At 71.0% G+C, this 21,608-nt stretch carries 20 protein-coding genes; 6 read left to right on the forward strand and 14 right to left on the reverse strand.

Annotation, left to right across the window (positions count from 1 at the left end):
- Positions 1-136: 136 nt before the first annotated feature.
- Positions 137-1,288: a galactokinase gene (galK, locus tag AB1K56_RS16115; RefSeq protein WP_371206484.1), complete on the reverse strand. Its 1,152-nt coding sequence runs from the start codon at positions 1,286-1,288 to the stop codon at positions 137-139.
- On the reverse strand, positions 1,285-2,376 hold the full coding sequence (galT, locus tag AB1K56_RS16120; protein ID WP_371206551.1) for a galactose-1-phosphate uridylyltransferase: 1,092 nt from the start codon (positions 2,374-2,376) through the stop codon (positions 1,285-1,287). Before galT ends, galK begins: the two co-directional genes overlap by 4 nt.
- A 145-nt stretch (positions 2,377-2,521) precedes the next feature.
- Here galT and AB1K56_RS16125 point away from each other — a divergent pair, with 145 nt between their 5' ends.
- From AB1K56_RS16125 to AB1K56_RS16135, 3 genes are read left to right on the forward strand one after another with little or no spacing between them, the layout of a single operon-like run.
- Positions 2,522-3,475, forward strand: coding sequence for a LacI family DNA-binding transcriptional regulator (locus AB1K56_RS16125; RefSeq protein ID WP_371206485.1), 954 nt, complete (start codon positions 2,522-2,524; stop codon positions 3,473-3,475).
- 59 nt (positions 3,476-3,534) lie between these two features.
- Positions 3,535-3,798, forward strand: a complete 264-nt coding sequence (locus AB1K56_RS16130; RefSeq protein WP_371206486.1) for a hypothetical protein — start codon at positions 3,535-3,537, stop codon at positions 3,796-3,798.
- Entirely contained in the window at positions 3,795-4,190 is a 396-nt protein-coding gene (locus AB1K56_RS16135; protein ID WP_371206487.1) for a type II toxin-antitoxin system VapC family toxin, read from the forward strand. The genes AB1K56_RS16130 and AB1K56_RS16135 overlap by 4 nt, the downstream gene beginning before the upstream one ends.
- A 127-nt stretch (positions 4,191-4,317) precedes the next feature.
- Here AB1K56_RS16135 and AB1K56_RS16140 read toward each other — a convergent pair whose 3' ends face one another.
- Entirely contained in the window at positions 4,318-4,734 is a 417-nt protein-coding gene (locus tag AB1K56_RS16140; protein ID WP_136587343.1) for a VOC family protein, read from the reverse strand.
- A gap of 97 nt (positions 4,735-4,831) precedes the next feature.
- On the opposite strand from AB1K56_RS16140, the gene AB1K56_RS16145 reads away from it, so the two are divergent.
- A complete protein-coding gene (locus AB1K56_RS16145) occupies positions 4,832-5,797 on the forward strand; it encodes a helix-turn-helix transcriptional regulator (RefSeq protein WP_371206488.1) in 966 nt (321 codons plus the stop codon).
- Between the two features lie 73 nt (positions 5,798-5,870).
- Here AB1K56_RS16145 and AB1K56_RS16150 read toward each other — a convergent pair whose 3' ends face one another.
- The 4 genes from AB1K56_RS16150 to AB1K56_RS16165 all read right to left on the reverse strand — a co-directional run bounded on the left by AB1K56_RS16150 (position 5,871) and on the right by AB1K56_RS16165 (position 11,164).
- Positions 5,871-7,199 carry an ABC transporter substrate-binding protein gene (locus AB1K56_RS16150; protein ID WP_371206489.1) on the reverse strand — a complete coding sequence of 443 codons (1,329 nt, stop codon included), beginning with the start codon at positions 7,197-7,199 and terminating at the stop codon, positions 5,871-5,873.
- A gap of 73 nt (positions 7,200-7,272) precedes the next feature.
- Positions 7,273-8,178 carry a carbohydrate ABC transporter permease gene (locus tag AB1K56_RS16155; RefSeq protein WP_205822936.1) on the reverse strand — a complete coding sequence of 302 codons (906 nt, stop codon included), beginning with the start codon at positions 8,176-8,178 and terminating at the stop codon, positions 7,273-7,275.
- Positions 8,175-9,104, reverse strand: a complete 930-nt coding sequence (locus AB1K56_RS16160) for a carbohydrate ABC transporter permease (protein ID WP_264632183.1) — start codon at positions 9,102-9,104, stop codon at positions 8,175-8,177. Before AB1K56_RS16160 ends, AB1K56_RS16155 begins: the two co-directional genes overlap by 4 nt.
- A complete protein-coding gene (locus AB1K56_RS16165; RefSeq protein ID WP_371206490.1) occupies positions 9,101-11,164 on the reverse strand; it encodes a beta-galactosidase in 2,064 nt (687 codons plus the stop codon). Before AB1K56_RS16165 ends, AB1K56_RS16160 begins: the two co-directional genes overlap by 4 nt.
- A 141-nt stretch (positions 11,165-11,305) precedes the next feature.
- On the opposite strand from AB1K56_RS16165, the gene AB1K56_RS16170 reads away from it, so the two are divergent.
- Positions 11,306-12,322 (forward strand): LacI family DNA-binding transcriptional regulator, encoded by a 1,017-nt coding sequence (locus AB1K56_RS16170; protein WP_136587348.1) that lies wholly within the window; start codon positions 11,306-11,308, stop codon positions 12,320-12,322.
- Between the two features lie 16 nt (positions 12,323-12,338).
- On the opposite strand, the gene AB1K56_RS16175 is transcribed toward AB1K56_RS16170, so the two are convergent.
- The 7 genes from AB1K56_RS16175 to AB1K56_RS16205 form a co-directional block, all read right to left on the reverse strand.
- Entirely contained in the window at positions 12,339-12,779 is a 441-nt protein-coding gene (locus AB1K56_RS16175) for a cupin domain-containing protein (protein ID WP_371206491.1), read from the reverse strand.
- Positions 12,776-13,345 (reverse strand): pyridoxamine 5'-phosphate oxidase family protein, encoded by a 570-nt coding sequence (locus AB1K56_RS16180; RefSeq protein ID WP_371206492.1) that lies wholly within the window; start codon positions 13,343-13,345, stop codon positions 12,776-12,778. The genes AB1K56_RS16175 and AB1K56_RS16180 overlap by 4 nt, the downstream gene beginning before the upstream one ends.
- Before the next feature lie 205 nt (positions 13,346-13,550).
- Positions 13,551-15,269, reverse strand: coding sequence for a glycoside hydrolase family 35 protein (locus AB1K56_RS16185; RefSeq protein WP_371206493.1), 1,719 nt, complete (start codon positions 15,267-15,269; stop codon positions 13,551-13,553).
- 13 nt (positions 15,270-15,282) lie between these two features.
- Positions 15,283-16,803, reverse strand: coding sequence for an alpha-N-arabinofuranosidase (locus AB1K56_RS16190; RefSeq protein WP_371206494.1), 1,521 nt, complete (start codon positions 16,801-16,803; stop codon positions 15,283-15,285).
- A 70-nt stretch (positions 16,804-16,873) separates the two neighbouring features.
- Entirely contained in the window at positions 16,874-18,232 is a 1,359-nt protein-coding gene (locus tag AB1K56_RS16195) for a sugar ABC transporter substrate-binding protein (RefSeq protein WP_371206495.1), read from the reverse strand.
- Positions 18,233-18,323: 91 nt separating this feature from the next.
- Complete coding sequence (locus tag AB1K56_RS16200) at positions 18,324-19,253, reverse strand: carbohydrate ABC transporter permease (protein WP_205822938.1); 930 nt, start codon at positions 19,251-19,253, stop codon at positions 18,324-18,326.
- Positions 19,250-20,173 (reverse strand): carbohydrate ABC transporter permease, encoded by a 924-nt coding sequence (locus AB1K56_RS16205; protein ID WP_136587353.1) that lies wholly within the window; start codon positions 20,171-20,173, stop codon positions 19,250-19,252. Before AB1K56_RS16205 ends, AB1K56_RS16200 begins: the two co-directional genes overlap by 4 nt.
- A gap of 194 nt (positions 20,174-20,367) precedes the next feature.
- On the opposite strand from AB1K56_RS16205, the gene AB1K56_RS16210 reads away from it, so the two are divergent.
- Positions 20,368-21,351: a LacI family DNA-binding transcriptional regulator gene (locus tag AB1K56_RS16210; RefSeq protein ID WP_371206552.1), complete on the forward strand. Its 984-nt coding sequence runs from the start codon at positions 20,368-20,370 to the stop codon at positions 21,349-21,351.
- The last annotated feature ends 257 nt before the right edge of the window (positions 21,352-21,608 follow it).

A 21,608-nucleotide genomic window follows, 5' to 3' on the forward strand; every position in this document is an offset into this window, starting at 1 on the left:
CCCGCGTCACCCGATCGGGAAGGATCCCGATCTGCTCGGCTCCGCGACCGGGGCGATCCGACCGCGGAGCCTGCTGGCGTCGGGTGTGTTCGACGACGACCGCGACTCTTCCCGATACGTGCAACGAGCCGCAGCGTCACGCGTCGCGGCGCGCACCCTCCGACGGGGTCACCGTGAAGATGTTCGGGCGGCGGAATCCGGATGCCGCGAACGCGGCGTGCACCGCGTCGGTCGCTGCCGGGATCAGCCCGACGGGCATCAGCGCGATGGCCGCTCCGCCGAAGCCTCCGCCGGTCATGCGCGCCCCGAGGGCGCCCGAAGCCAGCGTCGTCTCGACGGCGAGGTCGAGCTCGGGCACCGAGATCTCGAAGTCGTCGCGCATCGAGGCGTGCGAAGCGACGAGCAGGTCGCCGATGGCGGCGGGGCCGTCGGCGTCGAGGGCGGCGACCGTGTCGAGCACGCGCTGGTTCTCGGTGACGACGTGGCGGACGCGGCGGAAGGTGACATCGTCGAGGATCTCGGCCGCGCGAGGCAGGTCGTCGACCGTCAGGTCGCGCAGCGACCCGACGCCGAAGGCCGCGGCGCCCCGCTCGCACGCCTCGCGGCGTTCGCGGTATCCGCCGGTGGAGTGGGCGTGCTCGACGAGCGTGTCGACGACGAGGATCGACAGGCCCGCGTCGGCGAAGCCCAGGGGCACGGCCCGCGTCTCGAGGGTGCGGCAGTCGAGGAAGGTCGCCGCATCGGCGACGCCGAGCATCGAGGCCATCTGGTCCATGATCCCGGTGGGCGCACCGACCGCGTCGTTCTCGGCGATGCGTCCGACGCGGGCCAGGGCGACCTTGTCGAGGCCGGCGTTCCAGACGTCGTTGAGGGCGGATGCCACGGCCCCCTCGATCGCCGCCGACGACGACAGGCCGGCGCCGACCGGGACCTCCGACGCCAGGGCGATGTCGACGCCGCGGGGAGTGGCATCCGGAGCCTCCTGCAGCAGGGCCCACGCCACCCCGAGGGGGTATCCGGCCCAGTCGAGGCCACCGGCGGCGATGCGCGCATCGAGCTCCGCGAGCGGGACCTCGACCGCCTCGGGCGCGAAGGTCGAGCGCACGCGGATCACGTCGTCGTCGCGCAGCGCCACGGCCGCGGCGGTGCGCTGAGCGATCGCGAAGGGGAAGACGAAGCCCTCGTTGTAGTCGGTGTGCTCTCCGATGAGGTTGGCGCGGCCGGGGGCCGACCACACCCCCTCGGGCGAGGCGGCGAGAAGGGCGCGGGCGTCGTCGACGGCGGTCATGCCGTCACCTCCGGAACGGTGTCGAGGGCGGCGCGCAGGCGCTCGGCCTGCGACTCGGGGGTCACGTCGCCGATCCAGGCGCCCATGGCGGCCTCGGATCCGGCGAGGTACTTCAGCTTGTCGGCCGCGCGACGCGGCGAGGTGATCTGCAGGTTCAGGCGCACGGCATCCCGGCCCCGTCCGACGGGTGCCTGGTGCCAGGCGGCGATGTAGGGGGTGGGGGTGTCGTACAGCGCGTCGATGCCGCGCAGCAGACGCAGGTAGAAGGGGGCGAGTTCGTCGCGCTCGGCATCGGTCGTCTCGGCGAGGTCGGCGACGTGGCGGTGGGGCAGCACGTGCACCTCGATCGGCCAGCGCGCGGCGAACGGCACGAACGCGGTCCAGTGCTCGCCGCGCAGCACGACGCGTTCGCCGCCCTGCTCGAATTCCAGGATGCGGGCGAACAGATCGTCGGAGGTGCGCGAGATCGTGTCGAGCAGGCGGTGCGTGCGCGGGGTCACGTAGGGGTACGCGTAGATCTGGCCGTGCGGGTGGGGGAGCGTGACGCCGATCTCCTGCCCGCGGTTCTCGAACGGGAAGACCTGGCGGATGCCGGGCAGAGCCGACAGCGCCGCGGTACGGTCGGCCCACGCCTCGATGACGGTGCGGGCGCGCGTGCGTGAGAGCGAGCCGAACGAGCCCTCGTGCTCCGGGCTGAAGCACACGACCTCGCAGCGTCCCACCGAGGTGCGCGTGCGTCCGAGACCGAGGTGTTCGAGGTCGTCGTCGCCGCGCGGAGGGTCGACCGCGGCGGGGGCGCCGCCGGACGCGACGTCGAGGGCGGGGCCGAACGAGGGCGACTTGTTCTCGAACACCGCGACGTCGTACAGCGAGGGGATCTCCGACGGGTTCGTCGGCGTCTGCGGAGACAGCGGGTCGAGGTGGGCGGGCGGGAGGAACGCCCGGTTCTGGCGGTTGGATGCCACGGTGATCCAGTCGCCGGTGAGCACGTCCTGACGCATGGTCGCGGTGGCCGGGCGCGGGTCAAGGGTGCGGGCGTCGACCGATCGCTCGGCGCCCAGGGTCGTGCCGGGATCGTCGAAGTACATCAGCTCGCGGCCGTCGGCGAGGTGAGTGGGGCGTTTGATGACGCCGGCGCCCAGAGCGATCGCCGGGGAAGTCTCCGTGTTCACGATAACACGCTACATTCCAGGCGTGCTATCGTCAACATCGGAGGGCGAGATGCGGGTATCCATGGCCGACGTCGCGGAGCGGGCCGGAGTGTCCGCCCAGACGGTGTCGCGTGTCGCGAACGGCAGCCCCCGCGTCGACCCCGCGACGCGCGCCCGGGTCGAGAGGGCCATGGCCGACCTCGGCTATCGCATGCACCGCGCCGCCCGGGCCCTGCGCACCGGCCAGACCTCGACGATCGGGCTCGTCGTGTCGACCCTCGCGACGGTCGGCAACTCGCGAATGCTGCAGGCGATCTCGGAGGCCGCCGCCGAGCGCGACTACGCGCTGGCCGTGGTGACGGTGGGGGAGCGCGGCATCCGCGACGCCTTCGCCCGACTGCGGTCCCAGGGTGTCGACGGCGCCGTGGTCTTGAACGAGGCGACCGAGCTCGCGCGCGACACCGAGCCGCCCGCCGACCTGCACCTCGTGGTCGTGGATTCGCCCCCCGACCCGCGATTCTCGATCGTGCAGACCGACCACGCCGGCGGTGCCCGCGCCGCGACCCGCCACCTTCTCGACCTCGGTCACCCCGTCGTGCACCACCTCGCGGGGCCGGCGCGGTCGTTCGCCGCCGCCGAGCGCGAGCGCGGGTGGCGCGAGGCGCTCGCCGACGCCGGTGTCGTGCCGCCGGAGCCCGTGCGCGGAGACTGGAGTTCGGCATCCGGAAACGCCGCCGTCGGGCGTCTCGCCGACGCCACCGCGATCTTCGTCGCGAACGACCAGATGGCCCTCGGTGCCCTCCGCGGCCTCGCCGACGCGGGTCGACGCGTGCCCGAGGACGTCTCGCTGGTGGGATTCGACGACATCGCGGATGCCGCGGAGTTCCGCCCGCCGCTGACCACCGTCCGCCAGGACTTCGACGTCCTCGGCCGCCGCGCGGTGGCGGCGCTCGTCGAAGCGATCGAGGGCGGAGCGCCGGTCGCCGAGACGGTGGCCGCGGCGCTGGTCACCCGCTCGAGCAGCGGCGTCGCCTGAGGGGCGTCGTCTCGGGATCGCCGGTGTACCACCTCGGCGCGCGGTGGTACACTCCGTTCATGCCCACGACACGACCACGAACGCAGGTGACGCACACCGACGAGGTCGAAGAAGCTCTGCGTATCGCCCGCTCACGCTGGCCCGACGAGTCGCCGAGCGCGTTGATCACGCACCTCGTCGTCGCGGGTGCGCAGGCCCTGCGCGAGGAGGGGAGCGAGCGGAACGGCGCGCGGAGCCGTCGCATCGACGTGGCCGTCGGACGGTTCGCCGGGATCTACGGGCCGGGGTATCTCCCGGACCTGCGCGCGGACTGGCCCGAGTGATCGTCCTCGACGCCGGAGTCGTCATCGCTCTGTTCACTCCCGGCGACGCCCACCACGAGCGGGCGAAGAGGGTGATCGCCGATGGTCCGGGTCCGTTCCTCATGCACTCGCTCACCGTGGCCGAGACGCTGGTGGGGGCGGCGTGGGTCGGTCGCGAAGCGGAGATGTGGCGAACCCTGCGCGGTCTCGACATCGACGTCGTCGCGATGGGCGCCGATGAGCCCCTCCTGCTGGCCGGATTGCGCGCGAGGCACGCGCTGAAGATGCCGGACACGTGCGTGCTCGCCGCGGCCGTCCATCTGAACGCGCCCCTCGTGACGTTCGACGAGCGGCTCGGTGCGATCGCCGAGGGGATGGCGTTGCGCGCCGCCCTGCTTCCCGAGGCCGAGTGATGCCGGAGGGCGTCGATCCCTTCCTGCGGGCGAGCGGGCGACCGCGGCGCGGCGGGCGGGTGCGGCGCACGTGCGACGCGGATGCGGGAGGTCGGGGCCCGTCGCCGAGCCCCGACCGTGGTGCGGCTCAGCCGTTCCAGGGAGCGATCACGTCGATGATCCACACGACGCCGAACCGGTCGACGAGCTTGCCGTAGAGCGGCGAGAACGCCGACGGTCCGAACGGGGCGAGGATCTCGGCATCCTGACTCAGTCCCTCCCACGCGGCGCGCACCTCGTCCGCGTCGTGGCCGCGGAGGGCGAGGTAGAACGGGTTGACCCCGCGGTCGTGGGGGAGCGAGCGCTGGATGTCGTAGGCCATGACGTGCACGCCGCTCGGGGCGATCATCTCGCCCCAGACGATCTGCTCGCGCTGTTCGGGCTCTTCGGCCGTCTCGCCGTACGGGACGGCGGTCACGGTGCCGCCGAAGACCTCGGCGTAGAAGGCGAGGGCGTCGGCGGCCTGGCCGTCGAAGTTGACGTGGAGGGTGGTGGTGAGGGTCATGGTGCGTCCTGTCTGCAGCCGGGGGATCCCGGATGCGTCCCACTGTTCCGAGCGTTGCGGACAGTGAACGTCCGCAATTGTGCCCAGAATGGATGCCATGCCGGAGAGCTCCGCCCCGTCGACCTCGCGTCGCCTGCTGTCGCTGCTGACCGTGTTGCAGTCGCGCCGCGACTGGTCGGCGGGGGCGCTGGCCGGGCGTCTCGAGGTCAGCGAGCGCACGATCCGCCGGGATGTCGATCGCCTCCGCGAGCTCGGGTACGACATCGACTCCACCCGCGGGCCCGCGGGCGGATACCGCCTGCGCGCGGGCACGCAGCTGCCGCCCGTGGCCTTCGACGCCGATCAGGCCGTCGCCGTCGCCGTGGCACTGCGCCTCGCGGCCTCCGGGGGCGGTCCGCTCGCCGACGTTGCCGACGAAGCGCTCAGCGTCCTCTCCCGCCTGTTGCCCGCCCCGCTCGGGCGTCGCGCCCAGCGTTTCGCGGTCGAGGCGGTCGCGCCGGCGGGAGCGGTCGGCGTCGATCCCGCCGTGCTGGGCGCGATCGAGGCGGCCATCGACACGCGAGAGGAAGTGCGCTTCGACTACGGCGGAGCGGAGGGGCCGGTGCGCGCGACCGAACCGCATCACCTGCTGTCGTCCGCGGGACGCTGGTACCTCCTCGGCTTCACCCCCGACCGCGAGGACTGGCGCGTCTACCGCGTCGACCGGATGACACTCAAGAGCCACCGCGGGCGCCCGTTCACCCCGCGCCCGGTGCCCGGCGGGGATCCCGTGCGCTACCTCGAGGGGCGCTTCCGCGGGGGTGACGAGACGGGCCGCTGGCCGTGCCGGGGCGAGATCGTGGTCGCGGCGGCCCGGGCCGAGCTCGAACCGTTCGTGGTCGAGGGCACGCTCGACGACGCCGGAGACGGGAGGACCCGCGTGTCGCTGGGGTCGTGGTCGTGGGGTGCTCTCGCCGCGGAGTGCCTCCGATTCGACCGCCCGATCTCGCACGCCCGCCCCGCCGCGTTGCGGCAGGCCCTGGCCGAGGCCGCGCGCCGCGCCGCGACCGCCGCGGCATCCTGAGCCCGCCCTCACGCAAACGCAGGACGCCCGCGGATGCCGGAGCATCCGCGGGCGTCGCGGCGAGGAAGGAGCGTTACTTCTTCACGGGGATGGACTGCGACTCCAGGGCGCCGATGGTGGCATCCTGGCCCTTCTGCAGGGCGTCGGCGAGCGTTCCGCTTCCGCTGACCGCGGCCTTGAAGCCGTCGGAGACGTCGGCGTAGGTCTTGGTCATGGTCGGGCCCCACACGAAGTCGGGCGTCACCTCGGTCGCGGCCTTGGCGAAGACGTCGTAGATCTTCTGGCCGCCGTAGAACTCCACACCCTGGGTGAGCGAGGGGAGCTTCAGGCCCTCGGTCGTGGCGGGGTAGATGTTGGCCTCTTCGTTGAGCGCGGTGAGCGCCTCCTCGGAGGTGTTCAGCCACAGGGCGAACTTCGTCGCCTCGTAGGGGTGCTCGCTGCCCTTCAGTACGGCGATCGACGATCCGCCCCAGTTGCCCGAGACCTTGTCACCGGCGTTCCACTGCGGAAGGTCGGCCACGGCCCAGCCGCCCGCGGTGTCGGGAGCGCCGCTCGAGATCGAGTTCGCGCCCCAGACGGCGGAGTTCCAGGTCCAGACCTGGCTGGAGTTGTAGGCGTTGTTCCACTCGTCGGTCCACGCGGGGTAGGTCGAGACGAGGTCCTGGTCGATGAGCGACTGCCAGTAGTCGGCGACCTTCTCCGACGCGGGGTCGGTGAGCGAGACGGTCCAACCGTCCGCGTCGTTGCCGAACCACTGTCCACCGGCCTGCCAGACGAAGCCGGCGAACTGGTTGATGTCGGACTGCGAGAAGTTGGTGATGTACCCGCCGAGCGCGCGGATCTTCTTGGCGGCCTCGGTGTACTCGTCCCACGTGGTGGGGATCGCGATGCCGTTCTTCTCGAAGAGGTCCTTGCGGTAGAACAGCGCCATCGGACCGATGTCCTGCGGGATGCCGTAGACGGCGCCGTCTTCGCCGAGGGCGACCTGGTTCCAGGCCCAACCGACGAACTGGTCCTTCGCTGCGACGACGTCGGAGCATCCGGCGATGTTCTCGACACCGTCCTGCACGAGGAAGTTGGGCAGCGCGTCGTACTCGATCTGGCCGAGGTCGGGGGCGTTGCCCGCCGCGATCTGGTTGAAGAAGTTCTGGTACGTGCCGTTGTTGCCGTTGGGGCCGGTCTGCACCTTGACCTGGATGTCGGGGTTCTCGGTGTTCCACATGTCGACGACCTTCTCGATCCCCGGGATCCACGACGTGAACTCGAGGGTGACGGGGCCGTCGGCGGGGGCGCAGTCGGCTGCGGCGCCGCTGCCGCTGTCGGTTCCACCGCCGGCGCAGCCGGCCAGGAGCAGAGCCGACAGGGCGACGCCCGAGGTCGCCGCGAGGATTCTGTGCTTCATGCGAATGCCTTTCTCTGGTGTCCCGGACGGGCCATTCCGTCCGGGGTGGAGGCGGCCGGAGCCGCCGAAGGGATCACTTCAGCGCGCCGGTCCCGAGACCGTTGCGCCAGAAGCGCTGGAGGAGCAGGAAGATGACGATGAGGGGGATGACCGACAGCAGGGCGCCGATCAGCACGAGCCCGCGCAGCTCGGGGATCTGGTTGAGCTGGTTGTTCCAGCCGTAGAGACCGAACACGACGGGGAAGAGCTCTTCGCTGCGCAGCATGATCAGCGGCAGGAAGAAGTTGTTCCAGATGGCGACGAACTGGAAGAGGAACATCGTCACCAGCGCGGGGCTCATGAGCCGCAGGCTCACGGTGAAGAAGGTGCGGATCTCGCCCGCGCCGTCCAGTCGGCTCGCCTCGAGCAGCTCGTCGGGCACCGAGGATGCCGCGAAGATGCGCGCGAGGTACACCCCGAACGGGCTGACGAGCGAGGGCAGGAACACCGCCCAGAACGTGTTCGTCAGCTGCACCTGGCTGAAGATGAGGAACAGCGGGAGGGCGAGCGCGGTGGCCGGGACCAGCACGCCGCCGAGCACCACGTCGAACACGAGCTCGCGGCCCGGGAAGCGGTACTTCGCCAGCGCGTAGCCGGCCATCGCGGCCAGCAGCGTCGCGACCGCTCCGCCGAGACCCGCGTACAGCAGCGAGTTGCCGAGCCAGCGCAGGAAGATGCCGTCGCGGTAGGCGAACAGGTCGCCGATGTTCGAGAACAGGCGCATGTCGGCGAACCACAGCGGGTTCGTGGTCAGGATGTCGCCGGTGCTCTTGCTCGAGGCCACGAGCAGCCACCACAGGGGCAGCAGGAAGTAGACCGTGAACACGGCCATGACCAGCATCGCCGAGGTGCGCGAGACGAGGGGCTCGCGGATCGCGCCCGACCGGGAGGCGCCCGCGCGGGTGCCGAGGGGGCTGCGGGAGGTGGTGACGGCGCTCATGCGTTGCCCTTCTTCTGCATCCACTTCATGAAGCCGAACGACAGCACGAAGGTGGTCACGGCCAGCACGACCGAGAACGCCGCGGCGAGGTTGGCGTTGGGGATGGATGCCGTGGCGTAGACGGTCATGTTGGGGGTGAACGTGCTCGTCACGGCGGAGCTGAACGAGCGGAAGACCTGCGGCTCGGCGAGCAGCTGCAGCGTGCCGATGATCGAGAAGATCGCGGTCATGACGATCGCGGGACGCACGAGCGGGATCTTGATCGACCAGGCGATGCGGAACTGGCCCGCGCCGTCGAGGCGTGCCGCCTCGTAGATCTCGCTGGGGATCGACAGCAGCGACGAGTAGATGATCAGCATGTTGTAGCCGACGTAGACCCAGGTGACGACGTTGGCGATCGACCACAGCACGAGGTCGGCGCCGAGGAAGTCGACGTTCTTGGTCAGCGCGGTGAACGGCGACAGGTTGGGCGAGAACAGCGAGCCCCACATGATCGCCGCGATCACGCCCGGGACGGCGTAGGGGACGAAGAAGGCCAGGCGGAAGAACCGCTTGCCCTTCAGCAGGGGCGAGTCCAGCAGGAGAGCGAAGATCAGCGCGAGCCCGAGCATGACGGGGACCTGCACGACGCCGAACGCGAGCATGCGCAGCATCGACGCCCAGAACGCCTCGTTCTGGAAGACGAGGGCGTACTGCGCGAGACCGCCGAAGACGAGCTCGGCCTTGCCGAACGTGCCCTCGCGCCGCACGACCAGGAGCGACTGCCCGATGGCGAAGACGATCGGCAGGACGTAGAAGAGGGCGAACAGCACCGCGAACGGCGCGAGCAGGATGACGATCGCGCTCTTGAAGGGCACGCGCGAGCGGCGGGGCCGCGGTGCTCCCGCGCGGTCGGCCCGCGCGGGAGCGGGAGCGGTGGTGGTCACGAGGCCTCCTCGATGATGCGGACGGCACCGCCGGCGACGGCGACGGAGCCCTCGACGGTCTCGCCGGTGAGCGCGTCGCGACCGTGCGCCGCGATCTCGACCGACTCGGTGGTGTGGTTGATGACGAACGTGTACGCGCGGTCCTCGCCCGCGCGACGCACGATCTCGACGCCGGGGATTGCGTCGAGGGTGCGGATGCCGGCGGTCGCGGCGATGCGCGAGATCAGGTCGCGATAGGCGTCTGCGGCGGGCAGGGTCGCGAGGTACCACGCGGATCCCGCGCCCACGGAGCGACGGGTGCGGGCGGGGAGCCCCGCCGCCGGACCGTCGGCGAACCGGGCGTCGATCTCGGCGTCGACCGTGCGCAGGCGCTCCGACCACACCGTGCCGGTGCTGCCGTCGTCGAGGGCGACGACCTGCGCGGGTCCGAGGGGGGCGAACTCCTCCGACACGATCCCGAGCAGGTCGCGGAACGCACCCGGGTAGCCGCCGAGGCGGACGCGGTCCTTCTCGTCGACGATCCCGCTCGCGAAGGTGATGACGGCGGTCCCGCCGGCCTCGACGAACCGCGCGAGTCGGTCGGCACAGGCGTCGCGGACGAGGTGCAGGGCCGGCACGACGACCAGGCGGTACGCGGACAGGTCGGCGTCGGCCGAGACGACGTCGGTCGAGACGCCCGCGGCGGTCAGCGCGGCGTGAGCGGCGTGCACCTGGTCGAGGTAGCGCAGGTCTTCGCTGGGACGCCCCTCGTTCTCGAGCGCCCACCAGCTCTCCCAGTCGAAGAGCACGGCGGCGTCGGAGGCGACGCGCGTTCCCGCGATCGGCTGCAGGTCGCGCAGGGTGCGGCCCACCTCGAGCACGCTCCGCCACTGGGCGGTCTCGGTCCCGGCGTGCGGGAGGAGCGCGGAGTGGAACTTCTCCGCCCCCTGCGCCGAGGCACGCCACTGGAAGAAGCAGATGCCGTCGGCGCCGCGGGCGACGTGCGACACGACGTTGCGCAGCAGTTCGCCCTCGCCCTTCGCGAGGTTGTGGGGCTGCCAGTTGACGGCGCCGGTGGAGGTCTCCATCAGCAGCCACGGGGTGCCGGCGGCGAGACCGCGCGTGAGGTCGGCGGCGAACGAGAGTTCGGCGATCGGGTCGGCGAGGCGCCGGTCGAGGTAGTGGTCGTTCGCGATGACGTCCATCTCGTCCGCCCACGAGAAGTAGTCGAGAGCGCGGATGTGCGCGGTGACCATGAAGTTGGTGGTGACGGGCGCCGCGCTGCGCAGACGGATGATCTCGGCCTCGGCGCGGTACAGCTCGAGCTGCTGGTCGGACGAGAAGCGCTGGAAGTCGAGCAGCTGGCCGGGGTTGCGCAGCGACAGGGCGGCCATCGGCGGGAGGATCTGGTCCCAGGCGCTGTACCGCTGGCTCCAGAACGAGGTGCCCCACGCCGCGTTGAGCTCGGCGAGCGAGCCGTAACGCGCCTCGAGCCAGGAGCGGAACGCCACGGCGCTGGCGTCGCAGTAGCAGAGGGCGTTGTGGCATCCGAGTTCGTTCGAGACGTGCCACATGGCCAGGGCGGGGTGGTCGGCGTAGCGCTCGACGACGCGGCGGCTGAGCTCGGCGGCGTAGGCGCGGAAGATCGGCGAGCTCGGGCAGTAGGCCTGGCGGCCTCCGGGGAAGCGGCGCGTGCCGTCTTCGGCGACGGGGAGGATCTCGGGATGCCGCGCGGTCACCCACGGGGCGGGAGAGGCGGTCGCGGTGCCGAGATTGACCCGGATGCCGTGCGCGTGGGCGAGGTCCATGAGCTCGTCGAGCTCGTCGAAGCTCCACACGCCGTGGTCGGGGTTGATCCACGACCAGCCGAAGATGTTGACGGCAACGAGACCCACGCCCGCCTCGCGCATCAGGCGCATGTCCTCGTCCCAGACGGAGCGATCCCACTGGTCGGGGTTGTAGTCGCAGCCGAAGACGAGACCCTCGCGGGTCAGGGCATCGAGCGCGCCGCCCTTGCGGGTCGGGTTGGTCGGACGATCGCTCTCGCGATCGAGCGGGGCCAGATGATCGACGGCAAGCATCCGGTGGGCGCTCCTTTGCGTGGTTCTGTGAACGTGCACACACTCGGCATCCGAAAATCCGGAGGATGAATGTGTGAACGTGCACATACTGACACGGCGTCACGCGATCGTCAACTCCCGGCTGCCGCTAGGCTGACCCTCATGACGCCTCCTCCGCCCGGGCGCCGGCGCAGCACGGTGCATGACGTGGCGAAGGCCGCGGGGGTGTCGAGGGGGACGGTGAGCCGCGTCCTGAACGGCGGCTACGTCTCGGAGCACGCGCGCGAGGCCATCCAGTCCGCCATCCGCGAGGTCGGCTACGTGCCCAACAACGCCGCCCGCACCCTGGTGCGACAGCGCACGCAGGCGGTCGGGTTCATCGTGCACGAGCCGCACTCGCTCTTCCTCGAAGACCCCAACATCGGCGGCATCATGCTCGGTGCCAACACGGCGCTGTCGAAGGCCGACTATCAGATGGTGTGCGTCGTCGTCGACACCGACCGCGACACCGACCGGGTCGCGCGCTACCTCAGCGGCGGCTTCGTCGACGGCGCCGTGATCGTCTCGGCCCGTCATCACGACCCCATCACCGACGTCGTCGAACGACTGGGCCTCCCCGTCGCCTACGTCGGGCACCCGCCGGGGATCTCGCGGCCGTGGGTGGGTATCGACAATCTCGGAGCGGCCCGCGCGATCACCCGTCAGCTGCGCGAGACCGGCCGTCGCCGCATCGGCATGATCGCCGCCGCCCTCGACCGCGACTCCGGCAGCGACCGGTTGGCCGGGTTCCGCGAGGCTCTCGGCGACGACTTCGACCCCGACCTCGTGGAGCCGGTGCCGCTGTACGCCTTCGCCGACGGCGAGGCGGGCATGCGTCGGCTGCTTGAGCGCGCGCCCGACCTCGACGCCGTCTTCGGAGCATCGGATGCCGTGGCGGCGGGCGCCGTGCAGGCCTTGCGTGCAGCGGGGCGGCGTGTGCCCGACGACGTCGGCGTCGTGGGATTCGACGACAGCGCGTGGGCGCTGCGCACAGACCCGCCGCTCAGCACGGTCGACCAACCCGCCGAGGGACTCGGGGCCGCGGCGGCCGAGGCCGTGCTGTTGCAGTTGTCGGGCGGCGTCGCCGACGCCGACGGCATCCTTCTCGACGCTCCGGTCGTCTGGCGCGGGTCGGCGTAGGCCCTTCCCGGCGCCCTCAGCCGGCCGCGGCCCAGGGCATCGGGCGCTCGGCGTCGCGCGAGCTGTCGTCGGGGATGCGGGGCAGGGCCTCCCCGCCCGCGCGGATGCACAGCCAGCGCAGTTCCCCGGGGCTGTCGGGGAGCGCGCGCCAGACGCGCCACACGCCCTGTCCGACGCGGACGACGCTGCCGGGTCCGACGTCCACGACGTCGTCGTCGAGGCCCATCTGTCCGCGTCCCTCGAGGAAGACGTAGAGCTCCTCGACCCGGCTGTGCGTGTGCCAGTAGCCCGCGTCCTCGCCGGGGAGGAGGGCGTTCGCCGTCATGCCGATGAACTGCATCGCCATCTCGTGGTCGATCACGCGCCGTCCGTCGCGGGAGCGCTCGGGGACGAACCCGCCGAAGTGGGCGCGCCAGGCATCCATCGCTCCGATGTCGGTGATCTCGTAGTCGGTCATGGCCGTTCGCTCTCTGTCGTGGGGGTGGAGACCTGCCAGCCGCCGGCGGTGCGATGGTAGATCGTGCGCCGGTGTCGGCGATCGGGGGAGCCCTCCCAGAACTCGACGCGGTCGGGGACCAGCCGCCACAGCACCCACCCGCCGGGGGCGATCCCGTCGCGAGCGGCGGCGGATCGCGCGGCGAGATCGGCCGCGGACTCCTCCGCCGACGCCTCCATCACCCGGCCGCGCACGCGCACGGAGCGGAGCACCGGCGGCCACCAGAACGTCAGCGCCGCAGCGGATTGCGCGGCGAGCTGCTCGGCCTTGGCGGAGTCCCGCGGTCCCGCGAAGGCCCAGCCGCGGGGGCCGACATCTTTGAGGATGAGCACGCGCGCGTCCGGGATGCCGTCGGCATCCACCGTCGCGAGGGTGGCGCCGTGCGCCTCGGCGACGCCCGCGTCGACGGCCGCGCGGATCCAGCGCTCGAACAGCGGCTCCGGCGCGTCGGGCGGGGGTGCGGCGTCCGGGAGCGGAGCCGTGCCGGTGAGCGAGGGGAGCGAGCGGAGCCAGGCGGCCATCGTCATCCCTCCATCCTGCTCCTCCCGGGCGCGGCCGTCGCTCGAGGCCCGTCGGCGAGGCCGGTCGGCGAGGCCGGTCGGCGAGGACCTCGGCGAGGCCCGTCGGCGGCGGTCGCCCGGCCCCGCGCGCCCGCCGTCGCGACGCCCACGCGCGAACAGGCGACCCGCCGAGCGTTTCGTCGATGGATCGCCTGTTCCGAGAAGGGCGGGCCTACTCCTCGAGTTGACCCAGCGACGGCTCCGCGACGAAGCGCGCGACCGGTTCGAGAGCGTGCTCGAGCTCGAGCACGACGATCTCGTTCGCGCCCGCCCGGGTCGCCGGACCCGGCACGTAGAGGGTGTTCTGGGGGACGTTGTTCCAGTAGCGACCGAGGAAGAAGCCGTTGATGAACGCGTAGCCCTTGCCCCACGCCGCGGTGTCGAGGAACAGGTCGGCCGGGGCGTCGAGGTCGAACGATCCGCGCAGGAACGCCCGGCCGACGGCACCGGTGCCGCTGCCCTCGACGGTGTCGAGGTCGACGGGAGTGGCGGTCCATCCGGTCAGCGGTTCGCCGTTCAGCGTCACCTCGCCGATGAGCCCCTTGGCCTCGCCGAGACGGTCGGCGTAGTTCACCCGACCCTGGTCCTCCACGAGCACCGTGAGCCGGGATCCCGCCGGGAGCGTGAGGGCGCGCTCGTGCAGGCTCCGCGAGAGGCGGCCGACGGGAGTGCCGTCGACGTGGACCCAGGCCAGGTCGCGCACCTCGTCGAACACGAGCGCCGCGGGACCGGCGAAGGCGGGCAGGTCGACGTCGTACCGCACGAGCGGGCCGAGGTGGCCGAGCTGCTCGAAGCTCGACGGCGCCGGACGCGGCGAACCTCCGGCGGCCGGCATCCAGTCGCCCTCGCCCGAGAGCGAGACGGTGAACGCGGGTGCCGCCGGTCGCGGTGCGGGCACGTCGGCGGGCACGGGCGCGTACTTCGCGATGACCTCGCGGAACGCGTGGAACTTCGCCGTCGGGTGACCCGACTCGTCGATGGGGGCGTCGTAGTCGTACGAGGTGACGATCGGGTCGAAGCGTCCCTTGTCGTTCGCGCCGTTCGTCGTGCCGAAGTTGGTCCCGCCGTGCACCATGTAGATGTTCACCGAGGCCCCGGCCGCGAGCAGCACGTCGAGATCGTGGGCGGATGCCGCGGGGTCGGTCGTGTGGTGGATGCTGCCCCACCAGTCGAACCACCCGTCCCAGAACTCGCTGCACATCAGCGGACCCGTGGGCTGGTGCTCGCGGAGGGTCTCGAGGCGCTCGGCGGAGCGCGAGCCGAACGAGCCGGTGAGGTGCAGCTCGGGCAGGCTCCCCGCCTCGAGCATCCACGGCATCGGTTGGTCGACGGTGGTCAGCGGCACCGTGATGCCGGCCTCCTTCGTCACCCGCACGAGCTCGCGCAGATACTCCTTGTCGGAGCCGTACGCGCCGTACTCGTTCTCGATCTGCACGAGCACGACGTTGCCGCCGCGGTCGATCTGGCGGGGGGCGACGATCTCGTACACCCGGCGGAGGTACTCCGACACGGCCTCCACGAACTGCGGCTCGGAGCGGCGGATGCCGATCCCCGGCGTCGAGGTCAGCCACACCGGCAGACCGCCGTTGTGCCACTCCGCGCAGATGTAGGGCCCGGGGCGCACGATCGCGTGCAGTCCCTCCTCGGCGATCAGGTCGAGGAAGCGTCCGAGGTCGTTCCAGCCCGTGGCATCCCACTCGCCCTTCACCGGCTCGTGCGCGTTCCACGCGACGTAGGTCTCGATCGTGTTGAGGCCCATCGCCTTGGCGGTGCGGATGCGGTCGGCCCAGTGCTCGGGGTGGATGCGGAAGTAGTGCAGCGTGCCCGAGATGACCTGGTGCGGTCGCCCGTCGAGCAGGAAGTCGGTCTCGCCGATGGTGAAGGTCGTCACGGTGTCTTTCGGGTCAGTCGGTGAGGCGCGCCGTCAGGCGCACCCAGGCGAGGGCGGGGAGGGTGAAGCGCAGGATGCCGTCGGCTCCGACCTCGACGGACAGGGGAGCGGGCGCGACGGGTTCGGCGTCGGCGGAGTTGGTGGTGTGACGGTCGCCGCCGTGGGGGATGGTCACGACGACCGCCTCGACGCCCTCGACCGGACCGAGGTCGAGCTCGACCTCGGTCGGCGCGTGCAGATCGCGGTGCGCGAGGAAGACCGCCACGGTGTCGCCGTCGACGGTGGCGACCGCGTCGACCGCGTCCACCGCGCCGTGGCGGGCGGTGTCGATGGTGGCGCCCTCGACGCGGGGGAGGACCACGCGACCGGATGCCGCTTTCGCGGTGAGCGCGAACGGGTGGAACGTGCTCTGGCGCCAGGCCGCGCCCCCGCCGGGCTCGGTGCGGATGGGGGCGATGACGTTGACCAGCTGCGCGAGATTGGCCATCGAGACACGGTCGGAGCGGCGGATGAGCGTGATGAGCAGGGAGCCGACGACGACGGCGTCGGTGACGGTGTAGTCGTCTTCGATCAGGCGCGGCCCGATCGGCCAGTCGCCGGTGAAGACGCGGGGCTTGTCGACCTCGTTCCAGCGGGTCTGGTTCCACACGTTCCACTCGTCGACGCTGATGCCGATGGTCCCGCCGTCGGGGGTCGTGGCGCCGACCTCGTCGATGATGTCGACGACGTCGGAGATGTAGCGGTCGAGGGCGGTGCCGCTCGCGAGGAAGCTCGCCGGGTCGGCCGGGTCCTCCTCGTAGTAGGCGTGCACCGAGATGTGGTCGATGAGACCGGCGGTGTGGCGCAGCACGGTGCGCTCCCACTCGCCGAACGTGGGCATCTCGTGGTTCGAGCTGCCCGCGGCGACGAGCTCGACGCCCGGGTCGATGAAGCGCATCATGCGGGCGGTCTCGGCGGCGAGGCGGCCGTACTCGTCGGCGGTCTTGTGGCCGATCTGCCAGGGACCGTCCATCTCGTTGCCGAGGCACCAGAGGCGGACGCCGAACGGCTCGTCGCGTCCGTTCGCGCGGCGTCGGTCGCTGAGCTCGGTCCCGGCGGGGTGGTTCGCGTACTCGAGCAGGTCGGCGGCTTCGGCGACGCCGCGCGTGCCGAGGTTCACCGCTTCCATGACCTCCAGGCCCGCGGCATCCGCCCACTCGGCGAACTCGTGCAGGCCCACCTGGTTCGTCTCGGTGCTGTGCCACGCGGCATCCAGGCGCACGGGACGCTCGTCGCGGGGGCCGACACCGTCTTCCCAGCGGTATCCCGAGACGAAGTTGCCGCCCGGGTAGCGCACGACCGTGGCGCCCAGTTCGCGCACGAGCTCGAGCACGTCGGCTCGGAACCCGGACGCGTCGGCGGTGGAGTGACCGGGGGAGTGGATGCCGTCGTACACGCAGCGGCCCATGTGCTCCACGAAGGAGCCGAACAGGCGGCGGGGGACGTCGGCTCCGACCGCGGCGCGGTCGACGACGATGCGGGTGGGGGAGGTCATTCGGGTTTCTCCTGGTGGGAAGAGGAAGGGGCGGGTCGCACGACAGATGCGACCCGCCCCCGCGAAGGTGTTACTTGTTGACCGAGAAGCCCTGGTCGTTGCCGTACTGCACGAGCTGGTCCTGCCACGCGCTCAGGCCCGCGTTCAGGTCGCCCTTGGTGGCGTAGGCCTGGCCCACGGTGTCGTTGAAGATGCTGTTGGCGTAGACCTGGTAGGGCAGGTAGCTCCAGCCCTCGCGCACCTCGCCCGAGGCCTGCGTGAGGACCTCGTTGATCTTCTGGCCGCCGAAGTAGTCCGAGGCCTTGTCGACGAACGCCGAGTCGCTCAGCTGAGCGGTCGTGGACGGGAAGCCGCCCGACTCGGCGAAGATCTTCAGGCTCTCCTCGTCGTTGTTGAGCCACTTCAGGAAGCCCGCGGCCAGGGCCGGGTTCTTGCTCTGCTTGGTGACCGCCTGGCCGCCGCCGCCGTTCTCGGCCGTCACGGCCTTGCCGTCGTAGGTGGGGATGGGGGCCACGGCCCACTTGCCGGCGCCGTCGGGAACCGAGGACTCCAGCACACCCGGCATCCAGGCGCCGATCACGAGCGAGGCGATCGAGCCGTCACCGAGGCCCTTGAACCACTCGTCGCTCCAGCTCGGGGTGTCGGAGATGAGGCCGCCCTCGATGAGGCGGTTCCAGTTGTCGGCGAACTTCTTCGATCCGTCGTCCTGGAGGTCGATCTTCACGTCGGTTCCGGCGTCGCCCGAGGTCGTAAACGGGGTGCCCCCGGCCTGCCAGATCATGCTGGTGGTGAAACCGGCGTCGCCGGTGTCGGCGGTGATGTACTTGGTCGGGTCGGCCGCGTGCAGCTTCTGCGCGGCGGCGTAGTAGTCGTCCCACGTGGTGGGGACCGCGATGCCGTACTGGTCGAAGACGGCCTTGTTGTAGAACAGGGCCATGGGGCCCGAGTCCTGCGGCAGGCCGAAGATCTTGCCGTCGAAGTCGACCGAGCCCCAGGTGCCGGAGCTGTAGTCGCCCTTCAGGTCGCCGAAACCGTACGACGACAGGTCGACGAGCGAGTCGGACAGGGCGAACTGCGGGAACGCGTAGTACTCGATCTGCACGACGTCGGGGGCGCCCGAGCCGGCCTTGATCGCGTTCTGCAGCTTGGCGTACTCGTCCTTGTTGGTGCCGGCGTTGACGTAGTTGACCTTGACGTTGGGGTACTTCGCCTCGAACGCCTTCACCTGGGCCTCGGCGGACGGGGTCCACGACCAGTACGTGATCTCGCCGCCGGCCTCGAGGGCCTTCTCGATGTCGTCGGCCGAGCCCGCGGCGGCGCCGCCGGTGCTGCCGCCCGAGCAGGCGGTGAGCGCGGCCACCGACAGGGCGGTCGCGGCGACGGCGAAGACGGTCCGCCGCGCGGCGGAGCCGGAACGCATGAATGTCATCGGATTCCTCTACTTCGTTGTTGTGGATGTGGTGCGGTTGCAGGTGCGACGCCCCGTGGACGGGGAGGCGCGGTGAGGGGGAGTCAGGGGATCACTGCTTGACGCTGCCGGCGCTCAGGCCCGACTGCCAGAAGCGCTGCAGCACGAGGAACGCGGCGACGATCGGGATGATCGACAGCAGGGCCCCGGTGATCACGAGGTTGTAGATGGGCTGCGCGGCGACACCGGTCGCCTGCGCGTTCCACTGGTTCAGGCCGACCGTCAGCGGGTACCACTGGGGGTCGCTGAGCATGATGAGCGGCAGGAAGTAGTTGTTCCAGGTCGCGACCACCGCGAACAGCAGCACCGTGACGATGCCGGGGGTCAGCAGTCGGATCGAGATCGTGAAGAACGTGCGGAACTCGCCCGCTCCGTCCATACGCGCGGCCTCGAGCAGCTCGGTGGGGATCGCGTCGGTGGCGTAGACCCAGATGAGGTACAGGCCGAAGGGGCTGATCAGCGAGGGGATGATGATCGCCCACGGGGTGTTGGTGATGCCCAGCTGGCTGAAGAGCAGGAACGTCGGCACCGCCAGGGCGGTTCCGGGCACCGCGATCGCGCCGAGCACGACGGCGAACACCGCCTTGCGGCCGCGGAAGTTGTACTTGGCCAGACCGTACCCGGCGAGGGTCGCCAGGAGAGTCGCGCCGCCCGCGCCGACCACGACGTAGAGCAGCGTGTTGCCGAGCCACCGCAGGAAGATCCCGTCGCGATAGGTCAGGGTCTGGGCGATGTTGTCGAACAGGGCGAAGCTGTTGCCGGGGCCGAGGCCGAAGGTGGTGAACAGGTCGGGCTGCGTCTTCGTGGCGTTGATGAGCAGCCACGCGAGCGGAACGAGCGTGTAGAGCAGGTACAGGCCCATGACGATGCTCAGCACGAGCGACTTCTTGCCCTGGGTGGGGGAGCGGCGCGCCAGGCGCGGCGCGCGACGCGGGGTCGTCACGGCGACGGTGTCGGTACGGGGTGCGGTCGCGGTGGTCATCGCGCCTCCTGACGTGAGCCGCGCAGCTGCACGACGTAAGCGATGACGGCGGTGATGACGCCCATGATGATCGCGATCGTGGCCGCGTAGTTGTACTGCTGGCCGGCGAACGACAGGTTGTAGGCGTACATGTTCGGCGTGAAGTACGTCGAGATCGTGTTCGGCGCCAGCGGCTTGAGGATGTTGGGCTCGTTGAAGAGCTGGAAGCTGCCGATGATCGAGAAGATCGTCGCGATGACGATCGCGCCGCGCACGGCGGGGATCTTGATCGAGAAGATCGTGCGCCACGCGCCCGCCCCGTCGATGGATGCCGCTTCGTACAGCTCGTTCGGGATCGTCTTCAGCGCGGAGTAGAAGATGAGCATGTTGTAGCCCACGAACTGCCACGTGACGATGTTGCCGATCGAGACGAGCATCCACTCCGGGAGGAAGGGCTGCACGAACTGACCGCCCAGCAGGTCGTTGAGGTTGCGGGTGAGCCCGAACTGGTCGCCGTAGATGTAGCCCCACATGAGCACGGCGACGACCGCGGGCACGGCGTAGGGCAGGAAGATCACGATGCGGTAGAAGCCCGCGGCGTGCAGACGCGCGCTGTCGATCGCGAGGGCGGCGGCGAGGGCCAGCAGCAGCATGATCGGCACCTGCACGACGAGGAAGATCGCGACCCGACCCAGGCCGTCCCAGAACTGGGGGTCGTTGAAGGCCGTCACGTAGTTCGCGAAGCCGACGAACGCGTTGCCGCCGATGAGCTGGTCGCGGAAGAGGCTGAGGTAGATCGAGTACGCGAGCGGCGCGAGGAACACCAGGGCGAACACGATCGCGAAGGGGGCGACGAACAGCCAGCCGCGGTCGTCGATTCGGGTGCGCCGCTTGCGCCGGGGGGTGCGCAGGGCGGGCGGGGGTGCCGCGGTGGTCGTCATCGTCCGGTGCCTCTTCGTCGGTGCGCATCTCGGCCGGGTCGTCGAGATGTTGACGTAAACATAACTCCGTCGCGCTAGTGTGTCAACGTCAACATCCCAAGGGGGCACACGTGAGCGAGACGACGACGTCGACCGCGATCGAGACCGCGATTCCGGCCGCCGCGCCGGCGCGCGGACGTCGGCGCGAGGTGTCGATGGCCGACGTCGCCGCGGCGGCCGGAGTGTCGGGGCAGACGGTGTCACGCGTCGCGAACGGCCGCACCAACGTCGACCCCGAGACGCGACAGCGGGTGCTCGATGCCATGTCGACCCTCGGCTACCGCCCCAACAGCGCGGCCCGCGCGCTGCGCTCGGGGCGCTTCCGGAGCATCGGCGTGATCATGTTCTCGCTGAGCTCGTACGGCAACACGCGCACCCTCGACGCGCTGGCGTCGATGGCGGCGGCATCCGGATACTCCATCACCCTCATCACCGTGCAGTCCGCGTCGCAGTCCGACGTGTCGGGGGCCTTCCTGCGCCTGCGCGAGCACGCGGTCGACGGCATCGTCATCCTGATCGAGACGCACCGCCTGGGCGAGACCGAGCTGTCGATCCCGTCGGGGCTGCCCGTCGTCGTCGTCGACTCCAGCGCCGACTACCCGTACGCGGTCGTCGACAACGATCAGGCGCAGGGGGCGAAGCTCGCGACCGAGCACCTGCTCGACCTCGGTCACGAGACGGTGTGGCACGTGTCGGGGCCGCCGGAGTCCTTCGCGGCCGAGCGCCGGCGCGACGCCTGGCGCGAGGCCCTCGAGCAGCGCGGATGCCGCGTGCCCGACGTGCAGATCGGCGATTGGACGGCCGAGTCGGGGCACCGCATCGGGCTCGCGCTGGCCACCATGCCGGAGGTGACGGCCGTGTTCGCGGCCAACGATCAGATGGCGCTCGGCGTGATCCGCGCCCTGCACGAGACGGGCCGCGCCGTCCCGGGGGACGTCAGCGTCGTCGGCTTCGACGACATGCCCGAATCGGCCAACTTCTGGCCTCCGCTCACCACCGTCCGCCAGCGCTTCGAGCGCGTGGGGGAGGAGGCGATGACGGCGCTCATCGCCGACATCGAGGGCACCGGCGGCGAGCACGCGCGCACGCTCGTGCCGACCTCCCTCGTGGTGCGGGCGAGCTCCGGTCCGCGGCGCTGAGGCGGTCGCCGCTCCGGCGCGCTTCGGCTCGATCGGGCCCGTGACTCCGAGGCGCTCGCCGCTCCCGCGCGCTTGCGCTCGATCTGGCCCGCGAGACTGCATGCCGCTGACATCTCCCCGTGCAGCGTGCGGCGGGGATGTCTGCCGGATGCAGTCTCGGCGCGCCCCGGGTGCGCGGCCACGCGCGGCTCCTTGCCGGCCCCAGGTGCGCGGCCCCGCGTGACCGCCGTGCACGGCCCCACGTCGCACGCGCACGC

This window comes from Microbacterium sp. BWR-S6Y (genome assembly GCF_041379845.1).
Taxonomy (GTDB): Bacteria; Actinomycetota; Actinomycetes; order Actinomycetales; family Microbacteriaceae; genus Microbacterium; species Microbacterium hydrothermale.

Excerpts from the sequence above, each read along its gene's own strand:
- AB1K56_RS16195 (WP_371206495.1), bottom strand. The coding sequence starts at position 18,232 with ATGACATTCATGCGTTCCGGCTCCGCCGCGCGGCGGACCGTCTTCGCC.
- AB1K56_RS16200 (WP_205822938.1), bottom strand. The coding sequence starts at position 19,253 with ATGACCACCGCGACCGCACCCCGTACCGACACCGTCGCCGTGACGACC.
- galT (WP_371206551.1), bottom strand. The coding sequence starts at position 2,376 with ATGTACTTCGACGATCCCGGCACGACCCTGGGCGCCGAGCGATCGGTC.
- galK (WP_371206484.1), bottom strand. The coding sequence starts at position 1,288 with ATGACCGCCGTCGACGACGCCCGCGCCCTTCTCGCCGCCTCGCCCGAG.
- AB1K56_RS16205 (WP_136587353.1), bottom strand. The coding sequence starts at position 20,173 with ATGACGACCACCGCGGCACCCCCGCCCGCCCTGCGCACCCCCCGGCGC.
- AB1K56_RS16190 (WP_371206494.1), bottom strand. The coding sequence starts at position 16,803 with ATGACCTCCCCCACCCGCATCGTCGTCGACCGCGCCGCGGTCGGAGCC.
- AB1K56_RS16170 (WP_136587348.1), top strand. The coding sequence starts at position 11,306 with ATGACGCCTCCTCCGCCCGGGCGCCGGCGCAGCACGGTGCATGACGTG.
- AB1K56_RS16125 (WP_371206485.1), top strand. The coding sequence starts at position 2,522 with ATGGCCGACGTCGCGGAGCGGGCCGGAGTGTCCGCCCAGACGGTGTCG.
- AB1K56_RS16210 (WP_371206552.1), top strand. The coding sequence starts at position 20,368 with ATGGCCGACGTCGCCGCGGCGGCCGGAGTGTCGGGGCAGACGGTGTCA.
- AB1K56_RS16150 (WP_371206489.1), bottom strand. The coding sequence starts at position 7,199 with ATGAAGCACAGAATCCTCGCGGCGACCTCGGGCGTCGCCCTGTCGGCT.
- AB1K56_RS16175 (WP_371206491.1), bottom strand. The coding sequence starts at position 12,779 with ATGACCGACTACGAGATCACCGACATCGGAGCGATGGATGCCTGGCGC.
- AB1K56_RS16180 (WP_371206492.1), bottom strand. The coding sequence starts at position 13,345 with ATGACGATGGCCGCCTGGCTCCGCTCGCTCCCCTCGCTCACCGGCACG.
- AB1K56_RS16165 (WP_371206490.1), bottom strand. The coding sequence starts at position 11,164 with ATGCTTGCCGTCGATCATCTGGCCCCGCTCGATCGCGAGAGCGATCGT.
- AB1K56_RS16145 (WP_371206488.1), top strand. The coding sequence starts at position 4,832 with ATGCCGGAGAGCTCCGCCCCGTCGACCTCGCGTCGCCTGCTGTCGCTG.
- AB1K56_RS16140 (WP_136587343.1), bottom strand. The coding sequence starts at position 4,734 with ATGACCCTCACCACCACCCTCCACGTCAACTTCGACGGCCAGGCCGCC.
- AB1K56_RS16155 (WP_205822936.1), bottom strand. The coding sequence starts at position 8,178 with ATGAGCGCCGTCACCACCTCCCGCAGCCCCCTCGGCACCCGCGCGGGC.
- AB1K56_RS16130 (WP_371206486.1), top strand. The coding sequence starts at position 3,535 with ATGCCCACGACACGACCACGAACGCAGGTGACGCACACCGACGAGGTC.